We start from the raw sequence: 15931 nt of genomic DNA, 5'->3' as shown, positions 1-15931 counted from the left end.
TATCTGAAGCGTTGGGGGCGTCATTCGGTCCGGCCTGGCGTCAGGCGGCGGCCGACGGAACGCGCGCCGCGGCCGACCGCTCTGACTGTGTGGGATGTCGCCCAGGAGAGCGTGCTTTCGTGCGCATCGCGGGCAGCGCCGTAGCCATAGGTGAGCGACGCCCCGCCCGCCGCAAGAGCTGAAGCAATGCCGGGCAGTTGGTAGAAGACATAAAGAGCGGCAAGGCAGATGGCGCAGAGCGCGATCGGCCGCATCAGGACGTCGCTATAGCCTTCGATCGCCGCAAACGTCGTGTCGATGCAAGTGATCAGCAGCGAACCGATGGCAACGACCAGAACCTGAAGGATGACGAAATTGACGAGCTGGCCGATCCAGGATTCGGTGAACCGGCGGGTCGACTGGAACATCGCAAGCGCGACGAAGATCGGTCCGATGGCCAGAACGATGGCGAGCGCCAGCCGGGCATAGAGCGAAACGATATAGCCGATCGCGGCCACGATGAAGCTCGCACCGATGACCATCATGCCGCCGATGCCGGTGACGATATCGACCGGCCAGGAGGCGCGCGACCAGATCTCATAGGCGCATTTCTGGCCCTTATCGAGCAGGCTGTCGAAGGTCGATGCGCTCGGCGCCGTGCCGGAGTTCAGCGCCTGCGAGATTTCGCGCGGCAGCGCATCGAAAAAGATATTGGTGACGTAGGTCTGATAGTCGCCGGCATTCCTCACCAGCATGACGATGATGGCGAGCTTCATTGCGCGGAAGGCGAATTCGAGTATCGGTTCCTGCACGGAGCCGCGCAGAACGAGATAGCCGTAGAGCACGACATAGAGCGTGAGTGCCGCCGTCAGCGGGCCGCTGACCCAGCTGGCAATATTTGACGTGCCGGAGGAAATGAAGTTCTCGAGCGGTGCCTTGAACTGCCCATCGACGAAGCTGAAGACCTGATACATCGTCAGCCTCCCAACGATTTGCCCATCCGCTCCAGCCGCAGCTTGCCGTCGGCGGCCTCGGCGTTGCGGCAATTGGGCGTATCGCGGAGTTCTCCGGGATTGTTACGGCATTCGCCGATAATCCTAGCGAGCAGAGCATCGTCGGCCATAAGCTCATCGACGGTGTAAATCTTATCCGCCTGTGGGGAGCAGGCCGCCAGAAAAAGCATGGCCGTGCCGGAAAGAAACCACCTCATTTGAGCGCCGCTCCCATCGTGTCCATGCGCTTGCGCCAGTCCTCGGCCTTGCGTTGGTCGTCGACCTGCACCTGGGCCTGCTGGACCATCTGCAGGCCCTGCATGCGCAGGACATCGGTTTGCAGGAAGGCGGTCTCGGCCTGGAGGCGGGCCTGCAGATCGGCGATGTCCTTGGCGTCGGCAGCACTGGAGATTTTCTGGCGAAGCTCATCGATGCCGTCGATGCGCTTGGTCGCCGCATCGTAGATCTGCTGGCCGAGGCTCATCTGCCCGGCGTTCTGGTTCTGGATGCGCGACAGTTCCTGCGCATAGAAATCATCGGCATCGGTGCGATAGCTGGAGTTGTCCTGGCGGAATTTCGAAGCGGAACTGCCGAAGACGCCGCTGCCGGAACCTTGGAACAGGCCCTCGATCGCGTTGAAGTCCTGGGGAAGCGCCTCGCGGATCGACGGATCGTTCAGCAGGTTGGCGACGTCGGCCATGTTGGTGATCTTGTTCAGCGAGCCGTAGAGCTGCTGGGCTTGCTGGAGCTGCTGGTTCAAGGCGTCGAGCTGGGACTTCAGCTGCGTGATGCTCTCGATCTGCTTGGCGATCGATGTCTGATCGATGACCGGGATGCCCTGGGCCGACGCCAGCATCGCCGACGCTAAAAGAGCGGCCGATACGAACAATGGCCGCATCGTTCCTGTTCGGATCATCCTGTCTTCCTCCTCTGATGAAACACGGCAAGCCAATCCTCCCGTCCCTCGCCGATCTCCAAACGGATAGTATCGGCAAGCTCGACATTGGCCGTCCGGCCGGAGAGGATGGCAAGTTCGTCGTCGAAGCCGTTGAGGTTCAGCTCGGCGACAACGCTGTTGTGCCCCTGCTTGACGATGAACCGGCGGGTTTCGACGGAGAGTTCGCGTGAGACGAGCTCGAATTCGCGCTCAGTCAGCTTGAAGCCGTCGACATAGTCGGCGCGGTCGCCGCGCGGGTTCGGAAGAAAGATCTGGGTCGGGCACTGCTCGATGATCGTGTGGGCGATCGGCGATACGATGGCGTCGCGCGGGCTCTGGGTCGCAAACAGCATGAGACCGTTCTGCTTGCGGATCGTCTTGAGCTTGTTCTGGGCGAGATCACGAAAGCCTTCGTCCTGCAGCGCCTTCCAGAACTCGTCGATGACGATGATGATGCGACGCCCGTCTATCAGTTGCTCGATGCGATAGAACAGGTAAGCCATCAACGGCGTGCGGATTTCCTCGTTGTCGAGGAAATCGGTCATGTTGTAGCCGATGAACCTGGCGCCAATGCCGATATCGTCGGCTTCGTTGTCGAAGACCCAACCAAGCGGCCCGCCCCTCTCCCAGCGTCGCAGACGTGCGGCAATGCCCTCGGGATCGGTGTTGTTGAGGAAGGTGCGCAGGGCGCCGATGGAGCGACGCTCCACCGGCAGGTCCGCCACCCCGTCGACCGCCGAGGCGATGTCGCGCAACTCGGTGATCGATAGTTCGCCAGATCCGGATCGGACCAGCTTGGCGATCCAACCGGTGAGGAATATTTTGTTTTCCGCAGTGAATTCCAGTGCTTTCAACGGCGCGCAGCCGGTGGCGACACCATTCCTCAGCGGCAGATAGGTGCCGCCGGCCGCGCGTACGAAGAGATCCGCGCCGCGGTCCTTGTCGAAAAAGACCATATGCGGATCGTGCTTTTCGAGCTGCGACAGCATGAAGTTCAACAGCACCGTCTTGCCCGCACCCGACGGGCCGCAGACGAAAGTGTTGCCGAGGTCGCCGTGATGGAAATTGAAATAAAAGGGCGAACCCGAGGCGGTCTTGAGCATGGCGACCGCCGGTCCCCACTCGTTGCCGTCCTTCTTACCCGCCGGATAGGAATGATAGGGAGCAAGGGCTGCAAAGTTGCGCGACGTGAGCGCGCCCGAGCGCGCCCGATAGCGGAAATTGCCCGGCAATTGCGCCCACCAAGCGGCCTCGAGGCCGAGATCCTCGCGGGCGACGACCGCGCCGCCGCTGGTGAGGTAGGCGCGCGCCTTCGCCATGTGATCGGTCAGTTCCTTGACCGAGGGCGCGAAGACGGCAAGCGCAAGGTGATGCTCTCCGAGGACGAAGCGATTGGATTCGAGATCGTCCATCGCCTCGCCGAGTTCCTCGATCTGCGAAGCCGCCTTGTCGCCGGCGCTGACCATCTGGTTCTGCTTGCGGCCCATGATTGTTCGAGCATCGGGCTTTGAGGTGAAGGCGAAGGACTGCGTCAGGATGAGCTCGAAAGGTGCGGTCAGGATAGCATCGAGCATGCCGCTGCGCGTGGTCGCCGGATATTCCTTAAAGCCGAACATGCCGGCATAGCGGCTGTCGGCCTCGTGACGGATCTCGACGGTCTCGCGCCCGAAAATGACCCGGTCGGAATAAATCGCCGAAGAAATTCGTCCCTCCGTCAACGGAATCGGTTCCCGCCGGCCGCCGATGATCTGGTGGAGCACTTCGCTCGACTCGGAGAAAAGGATCCCGTCATGTTCGTGGAGGGTGAGCAGCCGCGGCTCGAAGCGCTGCAGGCCGGCGACGACATCCGCCACACGGTCACGCAGATGCTTCAGAGCCTGCCCGTCGAGCTCTGTATCGGATCGGCGGGCCTTGCGCAGTCGGGAGAGAAGCTTGGCCGCCTTTTCGGCAGGATCCCGGCCGGGATGCCAGACAAGGGTGAGGTAGAGATCGTTGCGAAACAGGTCTTCCCTCACCATCCGCTCCCGATATCTCGCGTTCAAACCGTCGGAGAAGGGATTGGCGAAGCGTCCCTCGGGATAGGCATTGTCGCGGCGGCGCACGACATGCGTCCAGAGCGCCAGCCGCTCGTCGGCGATATTGCGATAGAGCGTGTTCAGGCTTCGGTGCAGGCCGTTGAGGTCCCTGACGTCTGATGTCTCGAAAGAAACGCCGTCGAGAGCGATCATCGTCATCAACGCTCGGGATTCGAGCGCAATGGTCGTCTCGTCGACATGCCTGACATAAGGAATGAAGGTCTCCGGCCCGAGCTCGCGCGACCGGAGCGTCGCAATGTTAGACAAAGCTGAGATCCCTTTCGTCATAACGCCGGGTGAGCGTCAGAGGCGAGAGCGTGGCGCCGCCCCAATAGGAGGCATTGCGGGAGCGGCCACGGGTTTCGATCCACGCAATCAGGATCCGAAACATATTGTGGTCGTGCTTGACGAGCGCGCGAAACAAGACATGGAAGACGATGCCGACCAGCGCGTAGGCGATTGATCCCGCGGTGATGTAAAGGATGGTCGTCAGCATGATGTTGACGCCCATCGCCTCCATCGTCACACCCGCGATCATTGCCGGGCGCGTGCAGGCGAGAAACAACGTGTCGTCTTCGAGACTCGGAATGCTCACCATAGCGCTCAATTCCCGACGATGGTGTTGACCAGCTCGGTGGCGCCGAAAATGCCGCCGATCCCGATAATCCAAAAGCCGGCTCGCCTCAAATCCATGTAGCCAAACATCCAGGCAATGCAGATGATGATGACGGCGATGACCGCCAGCAGACGGGCGATATTGCCGGTCAGCATGTCGACGATGTTCTGCAGCACGGTTTCGATGCCGGCGGCCTGGGCGAAGGCTGGCTCGACCAGGCAGATGACAATGGCGGCCGCCATCAGCGTGGATGAGGCAAGGGGGCGAAGACTGGCTTTGGAGATCATTCACTTTGCTCCGATCGATCATTCTGGAAAACGAGAATCGAGGATTGCCGCCCTGAGCTGAACACATCCCAGGATGCGGCCTCGACGGTTTGGGAGGGTTGTAAAGGCGGTTCGGGAAGTGCTGGTACCACCTCATCCTGTGGCTGCCCGCCAGCCCCGGCCTGGTCACCGCGTTCGCCAATGGTGAGCGAGGCAAGCGTCGGCGATAACTGCTTTGCTTCCTGGCGTACCTGCTCGTCATATTTGACCATGGCGCCGAGGGATGGATCATCGCGGCCATAATAGGACTGGAGCATCACCCTTTCGGCCTGAGCCGGATCCCCCGCGCGTAATGCGGCGCGGTAGTATCCGTCGAGAAGCGTGGCCGTGGCCTTGAGGTTCCGGCAGGGATCGAAGGCGTCGGCGACGGATAGATTCAGTTTCTGAAGGTGCTCGATGCCAATGCCGCCAAGGCCGATCTGGATATCCTGGCGATCGCCAATCAGGGACGTGGCAACCTCGATCGCTTCGGCCTTCGATGCGGGTTGGGTGGCCAGCGGCGGGCCCGTGTTGATGCGGATGGCGAAGGGCTGAAACCGGCTCTCGAGGCTGACAACGCCGGCCAGCGTCTGCACCTGAACCATCGGCGCACAGGTTTGCGCGATTTCGACGAATGCAGCACCCATCGGTCAATACCAAACGCGCTGTTTACCGGCGCCGTCGATGGTGACATCGACATAGCGCGGCTGCGATCGCACATTCGGGCGCGTTATCGGATAGCCCATGCACTGGCGGTGCCCGTCCACGCGCTGCCAATGTGGCGACAGGACCGAATTGTCGCGGGAAGTATAGTCGTTCCCATCCCAGCAGAGGCTGTTGCTGACCGGCTGCGGCGATGTCGATACGCAGGTTGCTTGCCGACCGCCGCGACCGCTATCAGTCGTGAGCTTGTACCCCGCATCGCAATAATAGGGCTCATAGCCAGGCCGCGAACTCTGAAAACCGACGCCGCTACAGGTCGGGAATGAGTGCCCCTCGGCAAGCTCCCGCCACAGCTTCTGGATCGGCGGCCGGCATTCTGCATATTGCGTCGGCCCGCCGGGATTGGAAAGGCATAGGATAACCTGGCATCCCCAATCCTCGGCCCGCGCGTTACTGCCGAAAATAAGATAGGGTGGCGCAACGAAGCAGACCGTAAGCAGTGAATTCAGGAGAAGGCTTTTCATGAACAGGATCCTTCGAGACGATGGCGCCCTATTGCGTTTCGGGAGACTCAATCTGCCTGCCCGCGTTTATACTGTCGTATATAACATAGTTAAATGACATGACAAGCGCGATTAAAACGCAATGGCACAACCTTGCCTTCTCGGGACTCATTCTCCATGAGATCCTCGACCATCCGCTGGAGGACGAGACCCCGCAGGCGAGGCTGAAGCAGATCGGCATGATGACGATCCTCTATACGATGACTCAGGCCCATCAGAAGCTAACCCTCTCTAATATAATTGAGATTACCGAGCTAACACGCAGCGGTGTGAAGGAGACGGTCGACCTTTTGGTAAAGCGGGGAATGCTGGTGGAGACGATGGGGAAGAACGCCATGGGCCGGGGGACGGCGCGGCAATTCGAGATCTCTCAGGACCTCCTGAGCAAGCTGAGCTCTTTCCGCGCCAGCCAGGAGGCGGGGTTAAACTGACTGATCTTCGGCTTTAATGGAGTGAGATGCGAATCATCCGCCAGCCCGATCGCATGGCTGCCGGTAGTCATCAGGGACGATCAGGCAACCCGTCCGCAGGCGGGTTGCAATCAAACAATGAAGAGTATCGGAGAAATCAGCATAGCGGCGCCGTGAGGCGGATTTCGGGAATTCTCGCCACGCTAAGGGCGGAACAAGGGCAGCCGCAGGAGCCTCAGCATAGCGGCCGTCAAGGGAGGCGGGACCGACTGCCCCCGCCCGTGCGTTCCCTATCTCCGTCGCCGCTCAGCATATGGAGCGCGTTGCGCACCGGCGAACTCGGCTGGAACATGACCTACCGGTGAGGGCGCCGATGGTTGGCTCTCCAGTGTCTATCCGGCATTACGCGCCAAGCGAAAACAGATTTCATGAACGGGTCCAACGCGTTTGGACGGAGAGATCGCTAATCCCAGGCAGGATCTGACGAAACAGGAAAGACGTTGTTTGCAGCTTTTATCCGACGGCGATAGTGACGGTGCTATCCATAGGAGACTGAAACTTATCCATTCAAACCGTCCGCCTCCATCTTTCCAATGCGCGCCAGCGGCTGCAGGCACCCGCTCGTGTTGAGGCCGCGGCCAAAGCTGTCAGCGCAAATTTATCAAAGCAATATTTTTTGCTAGTTCCAAATAGATCATCCGACGACCCGCTGTCATCAACGCTTCTCTCGATGCTACGCACGACGACTCGTTCGCGCGGGACATCGTTCTCGTTCGCCCTCGGCGGACGATGGCTTCCGCCATCGCGATGCTAAGGGAGGATCTGCCGGAGGAGGTTGCAAGCCTGCACAGTCGCGTGATTTTCAGCATCGACGGTCGAGGGGATGCGCTGGTTCTCACCACGGGCCGCATGACGACGCCGTCGGAATACTTCGCGCGTCACTTCAATATGCCGGTGAACACGCCCCACTAGCTGCGCGAGGTCAATGCCTGACGATTTTAGACGCCGGTTCGCGGGATAGGAGCTTGCGGCCGTCGGGTCGCGGCAGTGGGCGGCGTCCGGGTGGCTAAGAAGGAGACGGCTCACGCCGCCTCCTCCTCGTTGAGGTCCGGCTGCAAGTCATGCAGATAGTCGACCGCGCGCTGGGCATGAGCTGCCGCTGAAAAGATGGCACGCTTGTCGCTGCCGAGAACCTTGAGCCAGTCATCGAGATAGCTTGCATGGTCGGGGCGTGGTTCGAGCTCGGGGACGATACCAAGATCGGCGCAGAGAAAGCAGCTGCCGAGTTCGGCGATATATCCTGACAGTCAACCGAAAAATACGATGTTCAGGACGTGGCGCAGTACCGGCGAAAAGGGGTGTCAATGAAATCTGGAGCCTTGGCGACATATTCGAGCGTCGCGCGGCGCCCATCTTCTGAAATCGATCGAATGTGCTCCGCAGCAGCGGATATTGAAAACGGCTTGCCGGTCTTCTGCGTGAAATTGCTCTGCAAATTGGTCCAGACGACGGCATCGAACGCTCTCGTGACCGCCCAAGCGTTAATTATGGAGCCCGACCCATCATCTCGCGATCGTGTGCGGCCATCCCGATGGATATAACCAATATTGGCAAGGCTTGTGCCTTCTCGGATGCGGAGATCCTCCACAGCCTCCGACAGGTCACTTCTCAAGCTTTGACAATAGGCAACCTGGTTATCGGAGCCATTCATCGGATCCAGCACAAGCGTCAATGCTCCGAGGCGAGACGACGAAATACGTGAGAACTCGATCTTCAAGACCGGCCCGTCGAATTGCCACGGCCCATGCCAATTATCGAAATCTGGGCGCCCGTCCCATAGCAAAGAGCCCCATCCGAGGATTGCAATTCGTTCACTCATGGCGGCCTCTTGGCGATGTGTTCGGTGGCCAGCATGCAGCAACTAGGAAGAAGCCCGCTAGGAGCAGCACGACAAGACCGCTGACCCCTGCTATCGGTTTGGCACATCCGCCGGGCTGAACGATTGATAGCAGACCCAGCCAAATGCTAAGTAATCCCGCCCAGATTCCTATAGCACCGAGACGAACCCCTAACCTCACGACGATATCTGGATGATGTGACGCAGCACGCATCTGGTACCAGGGTTTCCAGCACCCGAGCGGGCATAAATTGAGTGTTACCTTGCCAGTTTCGTTATCCTTGTCGGTAGTGCCAAAGCCTCCCAAGGCATCTCGATACCACCCAGACATCACGATGGTGTTTTGCTTCAGCTCGTTGATCTCTATACGGCCAGCACCCTCGGCATTGTAGCGATCCAAGAAGTTCTTATCGAACTTTCTGGTCTGACAAACGACGCTCCGATCATTTGTCTGATGGATTATTTTTATCAAACTTCGGGACGGGAAATCTTCGACCCAGACCCACCCCTCATTCGCCTCGTCGTGTAATGACGCACGGATAATATAATCTGTCATTGCCCCCCTCCCTCCAGAACTGCCTGTATGCGACCAAGCTCACTTCTTAGTACTTCCCGTTGCAATTTTGACAGCCTTTTCTCTTTCAACAAGCTTCGAGTATCGTCAGCCATACGTTTCCATGCTGGCAGGTGCCGAGCGGTGATGCAGGCGTTTGGACAGCGCGTTGGCTGGCAAAGTGCTGTTAGCGGCGATTTGTTGTCGTTGTTGGTGGCCTGCTTCAGGCACATGGCCATGCCGGGATCGAAGAAGCAATCGGCCAGCACGCCGACATGAAGGGTCCGCGCGAGGCTCGCGAGCATGGTGCGCAGTCGGGCGCGATCAGCGATCATGGCCGGAAGCGGCCCGAGATCATCCGATACGCTGTCGAGCGTCTTCGCGATCCGCACCGCCGCAGGCCCCGACAGCCTGGCTCCGGCCTGCCGCTCGTCGAAATAGATCAACAGGTCGTCGAGCTGGCCGAGGCTACGCTGGTTCTCGACTTCCGCCCTGAAACCGGAACGGCTGGAGCCGGCATATCCTTCGAAAGCGGCGACGGAGGCATGCTTGTACTGGATCATTTCGGCGATGGTGCCGAAGGGACGATTGGCGATGTGCCATGCGATCGTTCGTCTGAACTGCCGCGTCGTAATACGCCAGGGTTGTCCACCTGGTCCGCTCGGGACCGCTGGCTCGTCGGGTGTTCCGAACAGGTCGTTGAGGTGATCTCGGAATCGGTTGAGCTGGCGGACGATCTCAGCCGAGAGGTGGTCCTTGCAAACAGGCCTTGCGATCAGAACGGGCCAGAGCGTCATCAGGCCGCGGGCGGAAGCGACCCGAAAAGACAAGCGTTCCAGAACCTCGACAGCTCTGGCAACGGGCTCGATGGTGACCCACTCGGCAGGTTCACCCTGGGCAGACTTGCCCTTATAGGCGACGGATTGCACGCGATGGCGCATGATCACGCCGTCGTCGCTGCGCGTCAGAGAAACGCATCCACGCTGCATCGCCTGGACTTCGCAATCTCGCATGCCGGTCAGATAAGCACAGAGAATATAGGCCGCTGATTGCAGCATGCGCTCTTCCGCCGCCAGGGTCTTGGCATCGAAGCGAGACCGCCAGGGCTTGCCGGTCTCTGGAAGAATGGAGATGGGTGTATCCATGCCGCCAGTCTCGACACCGAGCTCGAGCACCGCAGCTCTGATCTGGCGTGGAGCGCCGTTCGTGAGTTGAATGTGCATCTTCGGCTCGGCCAGCGTGTCGATACCGATGTGCAGGTGAAGCAGGTGGGCGTTGACGGGTGGCGACAGCTCTCCTGTCTCGGGATGCCGGAGAAACATGCCGTTATGGGCAGTGCCCCAGACCGGCACCCCGCGACCTTCACTGCGCAGCCGCCCGAAATAATCCTCAAGCCGCTTACGCTGCTGGCGCCGCCGGTCATTACGTTCGAGAACGCTGTCCTGCTCGATGAGTGAGGTGCAGTGAGCTTCGAGGTGGTCCATCTCCTCGCGGGCTGCGAAGATATCGGCGGCGAACTCGGTGACATACCGGATCGACCAAGCCAGCAACGGTGAGATGATTGTCTCGGGAATGCGCGGCGTTCGGTTCTCGCAGATGTGACGATAGCCCGCGACACGCGCAGGTGATCTTCCGGACCAAGGTTGAAACCGCAGTCCTCCGGAGGGCAGATGGTCGCGATAAAGGAAGAGATCGGCAGGTACTTCCAGTAATTGCGCGACAATGACGGGCCGACGGGCCCGATCGGCACTGAGATGGCGGGCATATCGGTCCAGGAGTGGCTGATCGACCAGGTGAAGATCGACAGCACCGAGTTCATCACGCACGAAATCGAAGAAGCGCCGCGCTCGGTTGAACGCCTGCCGGACACTGCCGGGAGGAAGTATCTTGCGGTGACCCGGCAGATCGACGTTCAGCCGGGCATAGAGGAGTTCGCGCAACGCCTCGCGGACGCTCGTATCCCCGACAGACCCGAGATGCACGGTGACATGACAGCGACGGGCGCTCTCCCGAAACACGGCCGGGCCGAGATCCCAGCTCGGATCACTGTAGCGCGACAGAGCGTCCCGATCGAAACCAGGCTTCAACGGAGCGGTCGCGAGAACCGGGCGCAGATCGTGTTGCCGGGCTGCTGACGATAGTCCCCTCATTGGCGGGCCTCCGGAGGGAGATAGAGGGGATGCACTTCTGCCTCGCGACGGGCTGCGGCAACCACACTGTCGGGGAATGCCGGCAGAACCTGCCCGGCAATGCGAGCATGGGCACGCCCAAACTTCATGGCCCAATCCGCCGCGGAGAGACCCGCCCGCTGCTCTTCGATAAACCGCAGGAACGCGACGATAGCCGGCAGCTTGCGCGCGGTGATGACAGCGTTACGGCATTCGAGACAGCCCCAGAACGGTTGCGGGCAAGGCTCGCCTGAGTCTCCGAACGGGCTGCGGTCAAACCCGGAGCATGCCGCCAGCCAAACGTCCTGCTCGCCACTGAGGATACCGTCTCGGTTCTCGCGCGCTTCCGGCGTCGCATCGCATTGCCGCCAGGAATCTTCCCGGGCGGGCGCCACAACGATCGGACCTGCAGCGGCCGCGACTTCTGAGAATGCCTCGGCAATGGTGGCTTCGTGCAGCGGTCGCAGCGAGGGGATATCCGCGTAGTGGCGAGCGGCGATCTCCGGCGTATGTCCGACTGCGAAACGGGTCATATGACCCTCGGTCTTCAGATACCAGAGCGCCTTGTGGGTCTTGCGCAGCCTGGAAAGAACGAGACGAAGAGGTTCACCATTGTCATCGACGATCCCATGGCCTGCGGTCCATCGGTCGACGAGCTCATGTGGATGCTCGATACCCGCCCGGAGCTGCGTAGGCCCGGTATAATAATAGAGCCAAAGATTCTCGCTCGGCACGAACTGCCGTGTGAATGCCGTTGCCTCGATCAGCTTGCGGATCAGACCGCCCGGTGTTCCGATCCCACCGTCACGGACGCGGATGTGCTTGTGCTCAGCGCCGCGGGCCCGCCGCTTCACATAGGCGATCTCGATCGTGCCGGGTCCGGGATTCTGAAGGCAGTCGACCGTCAATGCCTTGCAGCACTCGATCTCAAGGCCGGTCTCCAGTGACAGGAAGGTCAGCAGAGGAGGAATATCCATTGCACGCAGATGGAAACCTGCATGTAGATCCTCGGCCAGGGTCGAGACCGGAAGACCACGCCGCAGCCTCATGAAATAGAGGCTTTTGAAGGCGGGGTCTGCGCTGCTGAGCCTGCCGGACGCGACGATCCGGGCATTGGCCTCGTCGGTCACTCTGCGAAGGTTGGGATAGTTGTCGTCTTCATCCAGCGGCTTCCCGATCCGCCGGAATATCCTGGCGATATCGCCACGGGCAGCGTCGCGAAGCTGCCTTGCAACGAACGGGCTATAGGCATCACGCGGTCGGGATCGGCCGGCGGATTGTGAGCTAGTGTAGCTGAGGCGACGACGAACACCTTCATCCAGAAGCCTTGGCTGGTCGGCGTCTATCGAGCGCAGGGCGAGGATGGCTTTGGCGAGAACAGTGTGTCGGTGGATCGGGGTCATCCCGACGAATGCGAGGAAATCCTCATACCCATCGATATCATCTGCGCGCAGATCGGCGGGCGTCTTTACCGTGGAATGCTCGCGCAGATATGCGAAAAAGCGGAGATAGGCCTGGAGGTGTTGCTTGATCGTGCTCCGCGCGCCGAGCGGACCACCAAGCTCGGACTGCCGGCGCAGAGCCCCTGCAAACGCGAGGGCGAAGGGTCTAGGATGCTCGCCGACAAGATCAACTTCGACGGACCCGCCATACCGCGCCTCGATGTTGAAGCGCAGACCCAGCACCGGATCGCTGGCGTGTGGAAGAACAACGCCATCGGCTGGCGCAAAACGAACCGCAGTTCCCTTGCGTGGGCGCCCCCTCATAGCGTGGCCTCCGAGGGGAGCAGTCCCAGGAGTTCTTCGACAGCCGCATCGACGGTATCGGAGCGCGTCGCGATGTGGTCCAGGTAAATATATGTTGTCGTCAGGCTGGCATGGCCCAGAAGCCGTTGCACCTGCTGGAGAGGATCGCCAAGAACTTGCCGATATCCCTCCATCGGCCCGGCAGGCAAGGCAGCATCGCGGAGGCGATGCTGAATGAGCATCGCCAGCATGTGAACGGCGAAGGTGTGACGGAGTTGGTGCGGGCTGATGCTGATATCGAAACCGAAGGATCTGCACCGGCTGGAGGCACGGGCGAAAGCGACTTCCCAGGAGTTCGGCTGCACCGGTAAGCCGATCTCCGAAAGCCATAATATCGCCGGTTCGCTCGGCGTGCCGTCGCTGTCGCAGACAATGATCCGACCGCGTTCCTCCGGATCGAGCAGGTCGAGTGCGATATCGCCGCCATCAAGCAACCGCAGCCGGGCAGCATGCCGATCCCGATGAACGAAGATCGGTCGGTCGATCGACCGCCACGCAGAGCGTTGCTGGAACTTCGTGACGGCATGAGCACGTTCGACACCGACATAGGCGCGCACCTGCTGGAGCAGTCGAGCGGGAACGAGGATCTGTCGACCGCGATCACCCTTGGTCTGGGCATCCGCCAAATCCAGCCAGACCTGACGGCCCGGACGCTGATCGCCGAAACCGAGATCGGAGGTGAAGAGGGATGATGCTTCTTCCAGCCGAAGACCTGTCGTCACCAGGAGATCGGCGAACAGCGCATTGCGGATACCGTTGCGATCTCGGGCGCCAGGGCGTACGTGGCCGTCAGGCAAAAGCGTTTTGAGGCCGACGTCCCGAAACCGTCGGTAGTCATCGAGCGTGACGAAACTGACGTCGGTTCGACGCGCGGCGGGCTCATAGGCATCGTTCCGCGCTGCCACCTGCGACCGCCGCCCAGCGTACCCCTGCCTCCAGACCGAGCGATGCGTGAAGGGTGCTTCCGCGATCAGTCCTTCCTGCACACCCCAGCGATATAGCCGGTCGAGGCAGGCGACGGCGCGGTTCCACGAGGCAGCGGAGATGCGTTGTCCAGCGTCGGCGCGGCGCTGGACGCGGTGATAGGCAAGAACATCATGCCGGTCGGCTTGCCATATCGTCTTCGCGCAGGCTTCCGAAAGAAAACGAACCCAGACGAGAACGTCGTAGCCATAGGCACGAAGAGAATGGCGGGAGCGAACGCCGTTGAGAGGGAGGTCGCGGAAAAAGCGATCCAGATCAGGATCGTATAGCGCCCCATCGCAGAGGATCATCGGGACATAGGCATCAAGCCCCGCCGATGATCTGCGCTCCTGAATGGTGATACTCAAAGCTGCGATTACATTGTCCACAAGTTGCTCAACCTTCCCCCGGACCCCCATCCGGGGAGCCCAGAATCAACGAAGGAGTTCAACTTGCCCGGCACTCTCCAGGCCGGCCTCCGCCAGCTATTTGGGAGCGCTGCGTCCGGCCTGGAAAGCGCCTCCGTCAGCGAGTGCATCAACCTGAGCATGAAGCCAAGAGTTAGTGCAGACTGTCAAGATAAGGCAATGAGCTCTTCGCGGGCGCGTTCGCTCCTGTCTTTCGCATAGCGGCTGAGATCCCGATCGAGCCTTCGCGGTGCAGCGGTCCAGTGCGTCATCTCGTGACTGAGAACGGCGACATAGGATGCATCGTCCCGGAAGGCGTCGAAGCACGGCATCTGGATGTAGTCACGGGCAGCAGCATAATAGGCCGCCGATCCTCCATGGCGGATCAGGGCGCCGGTATTGGCAAAGAAGCGGCCGGCAGCACCGATGCGGCTCATCCAATCCTGGTCAGGCGCGATGGAATGGGCAAGGCCATCAAGGCCGGTGATCTGGTCGGTGTTGAACACGGTGTAGGTTTTGAGGAAGGGGATGTCGCGTTCGATTTCGGCGCCTGTCTCCGTCGTCTCGGCGCGGATGAAAGAGCTGGCGAAGACGACGGTCGTGCCGGTTTCGCCCCTGCGGACGGCGCCGCCGAGCTCGATTGCCTGGCGAAACGTCATCCACCTTGGTGATGCAAAGCCGCGGGCGATGGCTTCAGACCAGAGGAGCAGAGCATTGATGCCGGTGTAGGGTTGGCCATTGTGGCGCAGTGGCCGGCTGACCTCGGCTGTCCAGCCTCCCGTCGTCCATGGCTTGGTCCATGGACGGACGCCCTGTTTGAGATCGGCGATGATCTTGGTGGTGATGCGGCTGTAGATATCGGATCGTTGATTGGATTGCTGCCTGTTCATCTCTGAACCTCCGTTCGAGGTCGCGGCCATCGCGACCTGCTACGGCGGTCCAAAAGCCAGGCTGCAAGTGCGGCCAGCACCCGCAGGGCCGCAACGAAGTGAAGGACGGCAAAGCCGTTGCGGGCAGCGCGAGCCTGGCAGGACCAAAAGCCGGGGCAGGACGGGATGCAGCAACACCACGGCGAGACAGGTTTGAAACCCAGGCAGAAATGAAAAATCCAGTCTATTACGCAAGGCGGGAGCGTCCGGGATGAATCGATGGACCCGAAGCGTGGCATCGACCTTGCGCGGCCGTTCCTCGTCGACGCAATGGAGAAGGTTAGCAACGAGAGTGCCATTTCGTCGAGGAAGCCAAGACCGCCGAGACCAAACTCGTAGTCTTCGCGCGCATGCAATTCGACCCGTACCTCAGCCCCTACTTCGTCGCCAACCAGGACAAGATGCGGGTAGAGTTCGAGGATCCGTATATCCTCATCCACGAAAAGAAGCTATCGAACCTGCAGTCCTTGCTGCCGGTAAGTTGAGGTCTGATGGAGCATTCCAATCGGCCGACCGCCTTCAGCAAATAGGCAGAACCATTACGAAATCACGGCGCAATCGCTGGCGTTTTTTTCCGCCACCCGTTCAAATGGCCGAAAGTTTCGAGTTGATCGAATTGAAGCTCCCGTGTTCGGGAAGTGGTGGGATCCGGGAACGTTTGGCAAGATT

General features: G+C 60.4%; 15 protein-coding genes and 3 pseudogenes. 3 read left to right on the top strand and 15 right to left on the bottom strand.

Annotation, left to right across the window (positions count from 1 at the left end):
- Positions 1-20: 20 nt before the first annotated feature.
- The 8 genes from MOV76_RS04895 to MOV76_RS04860 are packed head-to-tail and all read right to left on the bottom strand — an operon-like array spanning position 21 to position 6091.
- Positions 21-953, bottom strand: coding sequence for a type IV secretion system protein (locus tag MOV76_RS04895; protein WP_077991353.1), 933 nt, complete (start codon positions 951-953; stop codon positions 21-23).
- A 2-nt stretch (positions 954-955) separates the two neighbouring features.
- On the bottom strand, positions 956-1189 hold the full coding sequence (locus MOV76_RS04890; protein ID WP_007636178.1) for an EexN family lipoprotein: 234 nt from the start codon (positions 1187-1189) through the stop codon (positions 956-958).
- Entirely contained in the window at positions 1186-1887 is a 702-nt protein-coding gene (gene virB5, locus MOV76_RS04885) for a P-type DNA transfer protein VirB5 (RefSeq protein WP_077991351.1), read from the bottom strand. Before virB5 ends, MOV76_RS04890 begins: the two co-directional genes overlap by 4 nt.
- On the bottom strand, positions 1884-4250 hold the full coding sequence (locus MOV76_RS04880) for a VirB4 family type IV secretion/conjugal transfer ATPase (RefSeq protein ID WP_077991348.1): 2367 nt from the start codon (positions 4248-4250) through the stop codon (positions 1884-1886). Before MOV76_RS04880 ends, virB5 begins: the two co-directional genes overlap by 4 nt.
- The gene (locus MOV76_RS04875) at positions 4243-4581 is read right to left on the bottom strand and encodes a type IV secretion system protein VirB3 (protein ID WP_077991347.1); all 339 of its coding nucleotides are present in this window, start codon (positions 4579-4581) and stop codon (positions 4243-4245) included. Before MOV76_RS04875 ends, MOV76_RS04880 begins: the two co-directional genes overlap by 8 nt.
- A gap of 5 nt (positions 4582-4586) precedes the next feature.
- Entirely contained in the window at positions 4587-4886 is a 300-nt protein-coding gene (locus MOV76_RS04870; protein WP_077991346.1) for a TrbC/VirB2 family protein, read from the bottom strand.
- On the bottom strand, positions 4883-5551 hold the full coding sequence (locus MOV76_RS04865; RefSeq protein ID WP_077991344.1) for a transglycosylase SLT domain-containing protein: 669 nt from the start codon (positions 5549-5551) through the stop codon (positions 4883-4885). Before MOV76_RS04865 ends, MOV76_RS04870 begins: the two co-directional genes overlap by 4 nt.
- A gap of 3 nt (positions 5552-5554) precedes the next feature.
- The gene (locus MOV76_RS04860) at positions 5555-6091 is read right to left on the bottom strand and encodes a hypothetical protein (RefSeq protein WP_077991342.1); all 537 of its coding nucleotides are present in this window, start codon (positions 6089-6091) and stop codon (positions 5555-5557) included.
- A gap of 98 nt (positions 6092-6189) precedes the next feature.
- Between MOV76_RS04860 and MOV76_RS04855 the strand changes: the two genes are divergently transcribed.
- Together MOV76_RS04855 and MOV76_RS04850 are read left to right on the top strand one after the other, a co-directional pair.
- Positions 6190-6561 carry a hypothetical protein gene (locus tag MOV76_RS04855; RefSeq protein ID WP_004673403.1) on the top strand — a complete coding sequence of 124 codons (372 nt, stop codon included), beginning with the start codon at positions 6190-6192 and terminating at the stop codon, positions 6559-6561.
- A 768-nt stretch (positions 6562-7329) separates the two neighbouring features.
- Positions 7330-7512, top strand: coding sequence for a hypothetical protein (locus MOV76_RS04850; RefSeq protein WP_016737443.1), 183 nt, complete (start codon positions 7330-7332; stop codon positions 7510-7512).
- 110 nt (positions 7513-7622) lie between these two features.
- Here MOV76_RS04850 and MOV76_RS04845 read toward each other — a convergent pair.
- The 7 genes and pseudogenes from MOV76_RS04845 to MOV76_RS04815 all read right to left on the bottom strand — a co-directional run.
- Positions 7623-7835: pseudogene (locus MOV76_RS04845) on the bottom strand (zincin-like metallopeptidase domain-containing protein); the annotation flags it as partial.
- A 32-nt stretch (positions 7836-7867) separates the two neighbouring features.
- Entirely contained in the window at positions 7868-8419 is a 552-nt protein-coding gene (locus tag MOV76_RS04840) for a hypothetical protein (RefSeq protein ID WP_077991339.1), read from the bottom strand.
- Positions 8412-8993 carry a hypothetical protein gene (locus MOV76_RS04835; protein ID WP_077991337.1) on the bottom strand — a complete coding sequence of 194 codons (582 nt, stop codon included), beginning with the start codon at positions 8991-8993 and terminating at the stop codon, positions 8412-8414. Before MOV76_RS04835 ends, MOV76_RS04840 begins: the two co-directional genes overlap by 8 nt.
- Positions 8990-11140, bottom strand: coding sequence for an integrase (locus MOV76_RS04830; RefSeq protein WP_077991335.1), 2151 nt, complete (start codon positions 11138-11140; stop codon positions 8990-8992). Before MOV76_RS04830 ends, MOV76_RS04835 begins: the two co-directional genes overlap by 4 nt.
- Positions 11137-12924, bottom strand: coding sequence for a hypothetical protein (locus MOV76_RS04825; protein WP_077991333.1), 1788 nt, complete (start codon positions 12922-12924; stop codon positions 11137-11139). Before MOV76_RS04825 ends, MOV76_RS04830 begins: the two co-directional genes overlap by 4 nt.
- Entirely contained in the window at positions 12921-14345 is a 1425-nt protein-coding gene (locus MOV76_RS04820) for a site-specific integrase (RefSeq protein ID WP_077991331.1), read from the bottom strand. The genes MOV76_RS04825 and MOV76_RS04820 overlap by 4 nt, the downstream gene beginning before the upstream one ends.
- 164 nt (positions 14346-14509) lie before the next feature.
- Positions 14510-15223, bottom strand: a pseudogene (locus MOV76_RS04815) (ArdC family protein); the annotation flags it as partial.
- 294 nt (positions 15224-15517) lie between these two features.
- On the opposite strand from MOV76_RS04815, the pseudogene groEL reads away from it, so the two are divergent.
- Positions 15518-15741: pseudogene (groEL, locus tag MOV76_RS04810) on the top strand (chaperonin GroEL); the annotation flags it as partial.
- Positions 15742-15931: the final 190 nt, after the last annotated feature.

It is taken from the genome of Rhizobium sp. PRIMUS64, assembly GCF_023006465.1.
Classification (GTDB): Bacteria; Pseudomonadota; Alphaproteobacteria; order Rhizobiales; family Rhizobiaceae; genus Rhizobium; species Rhizobium leguminosarum.
The sequence above is the reverse complement of the archived record's forward strand: the minus strand, read 5'-3'. Positions and strand labels throughout refer to the sequence as shown.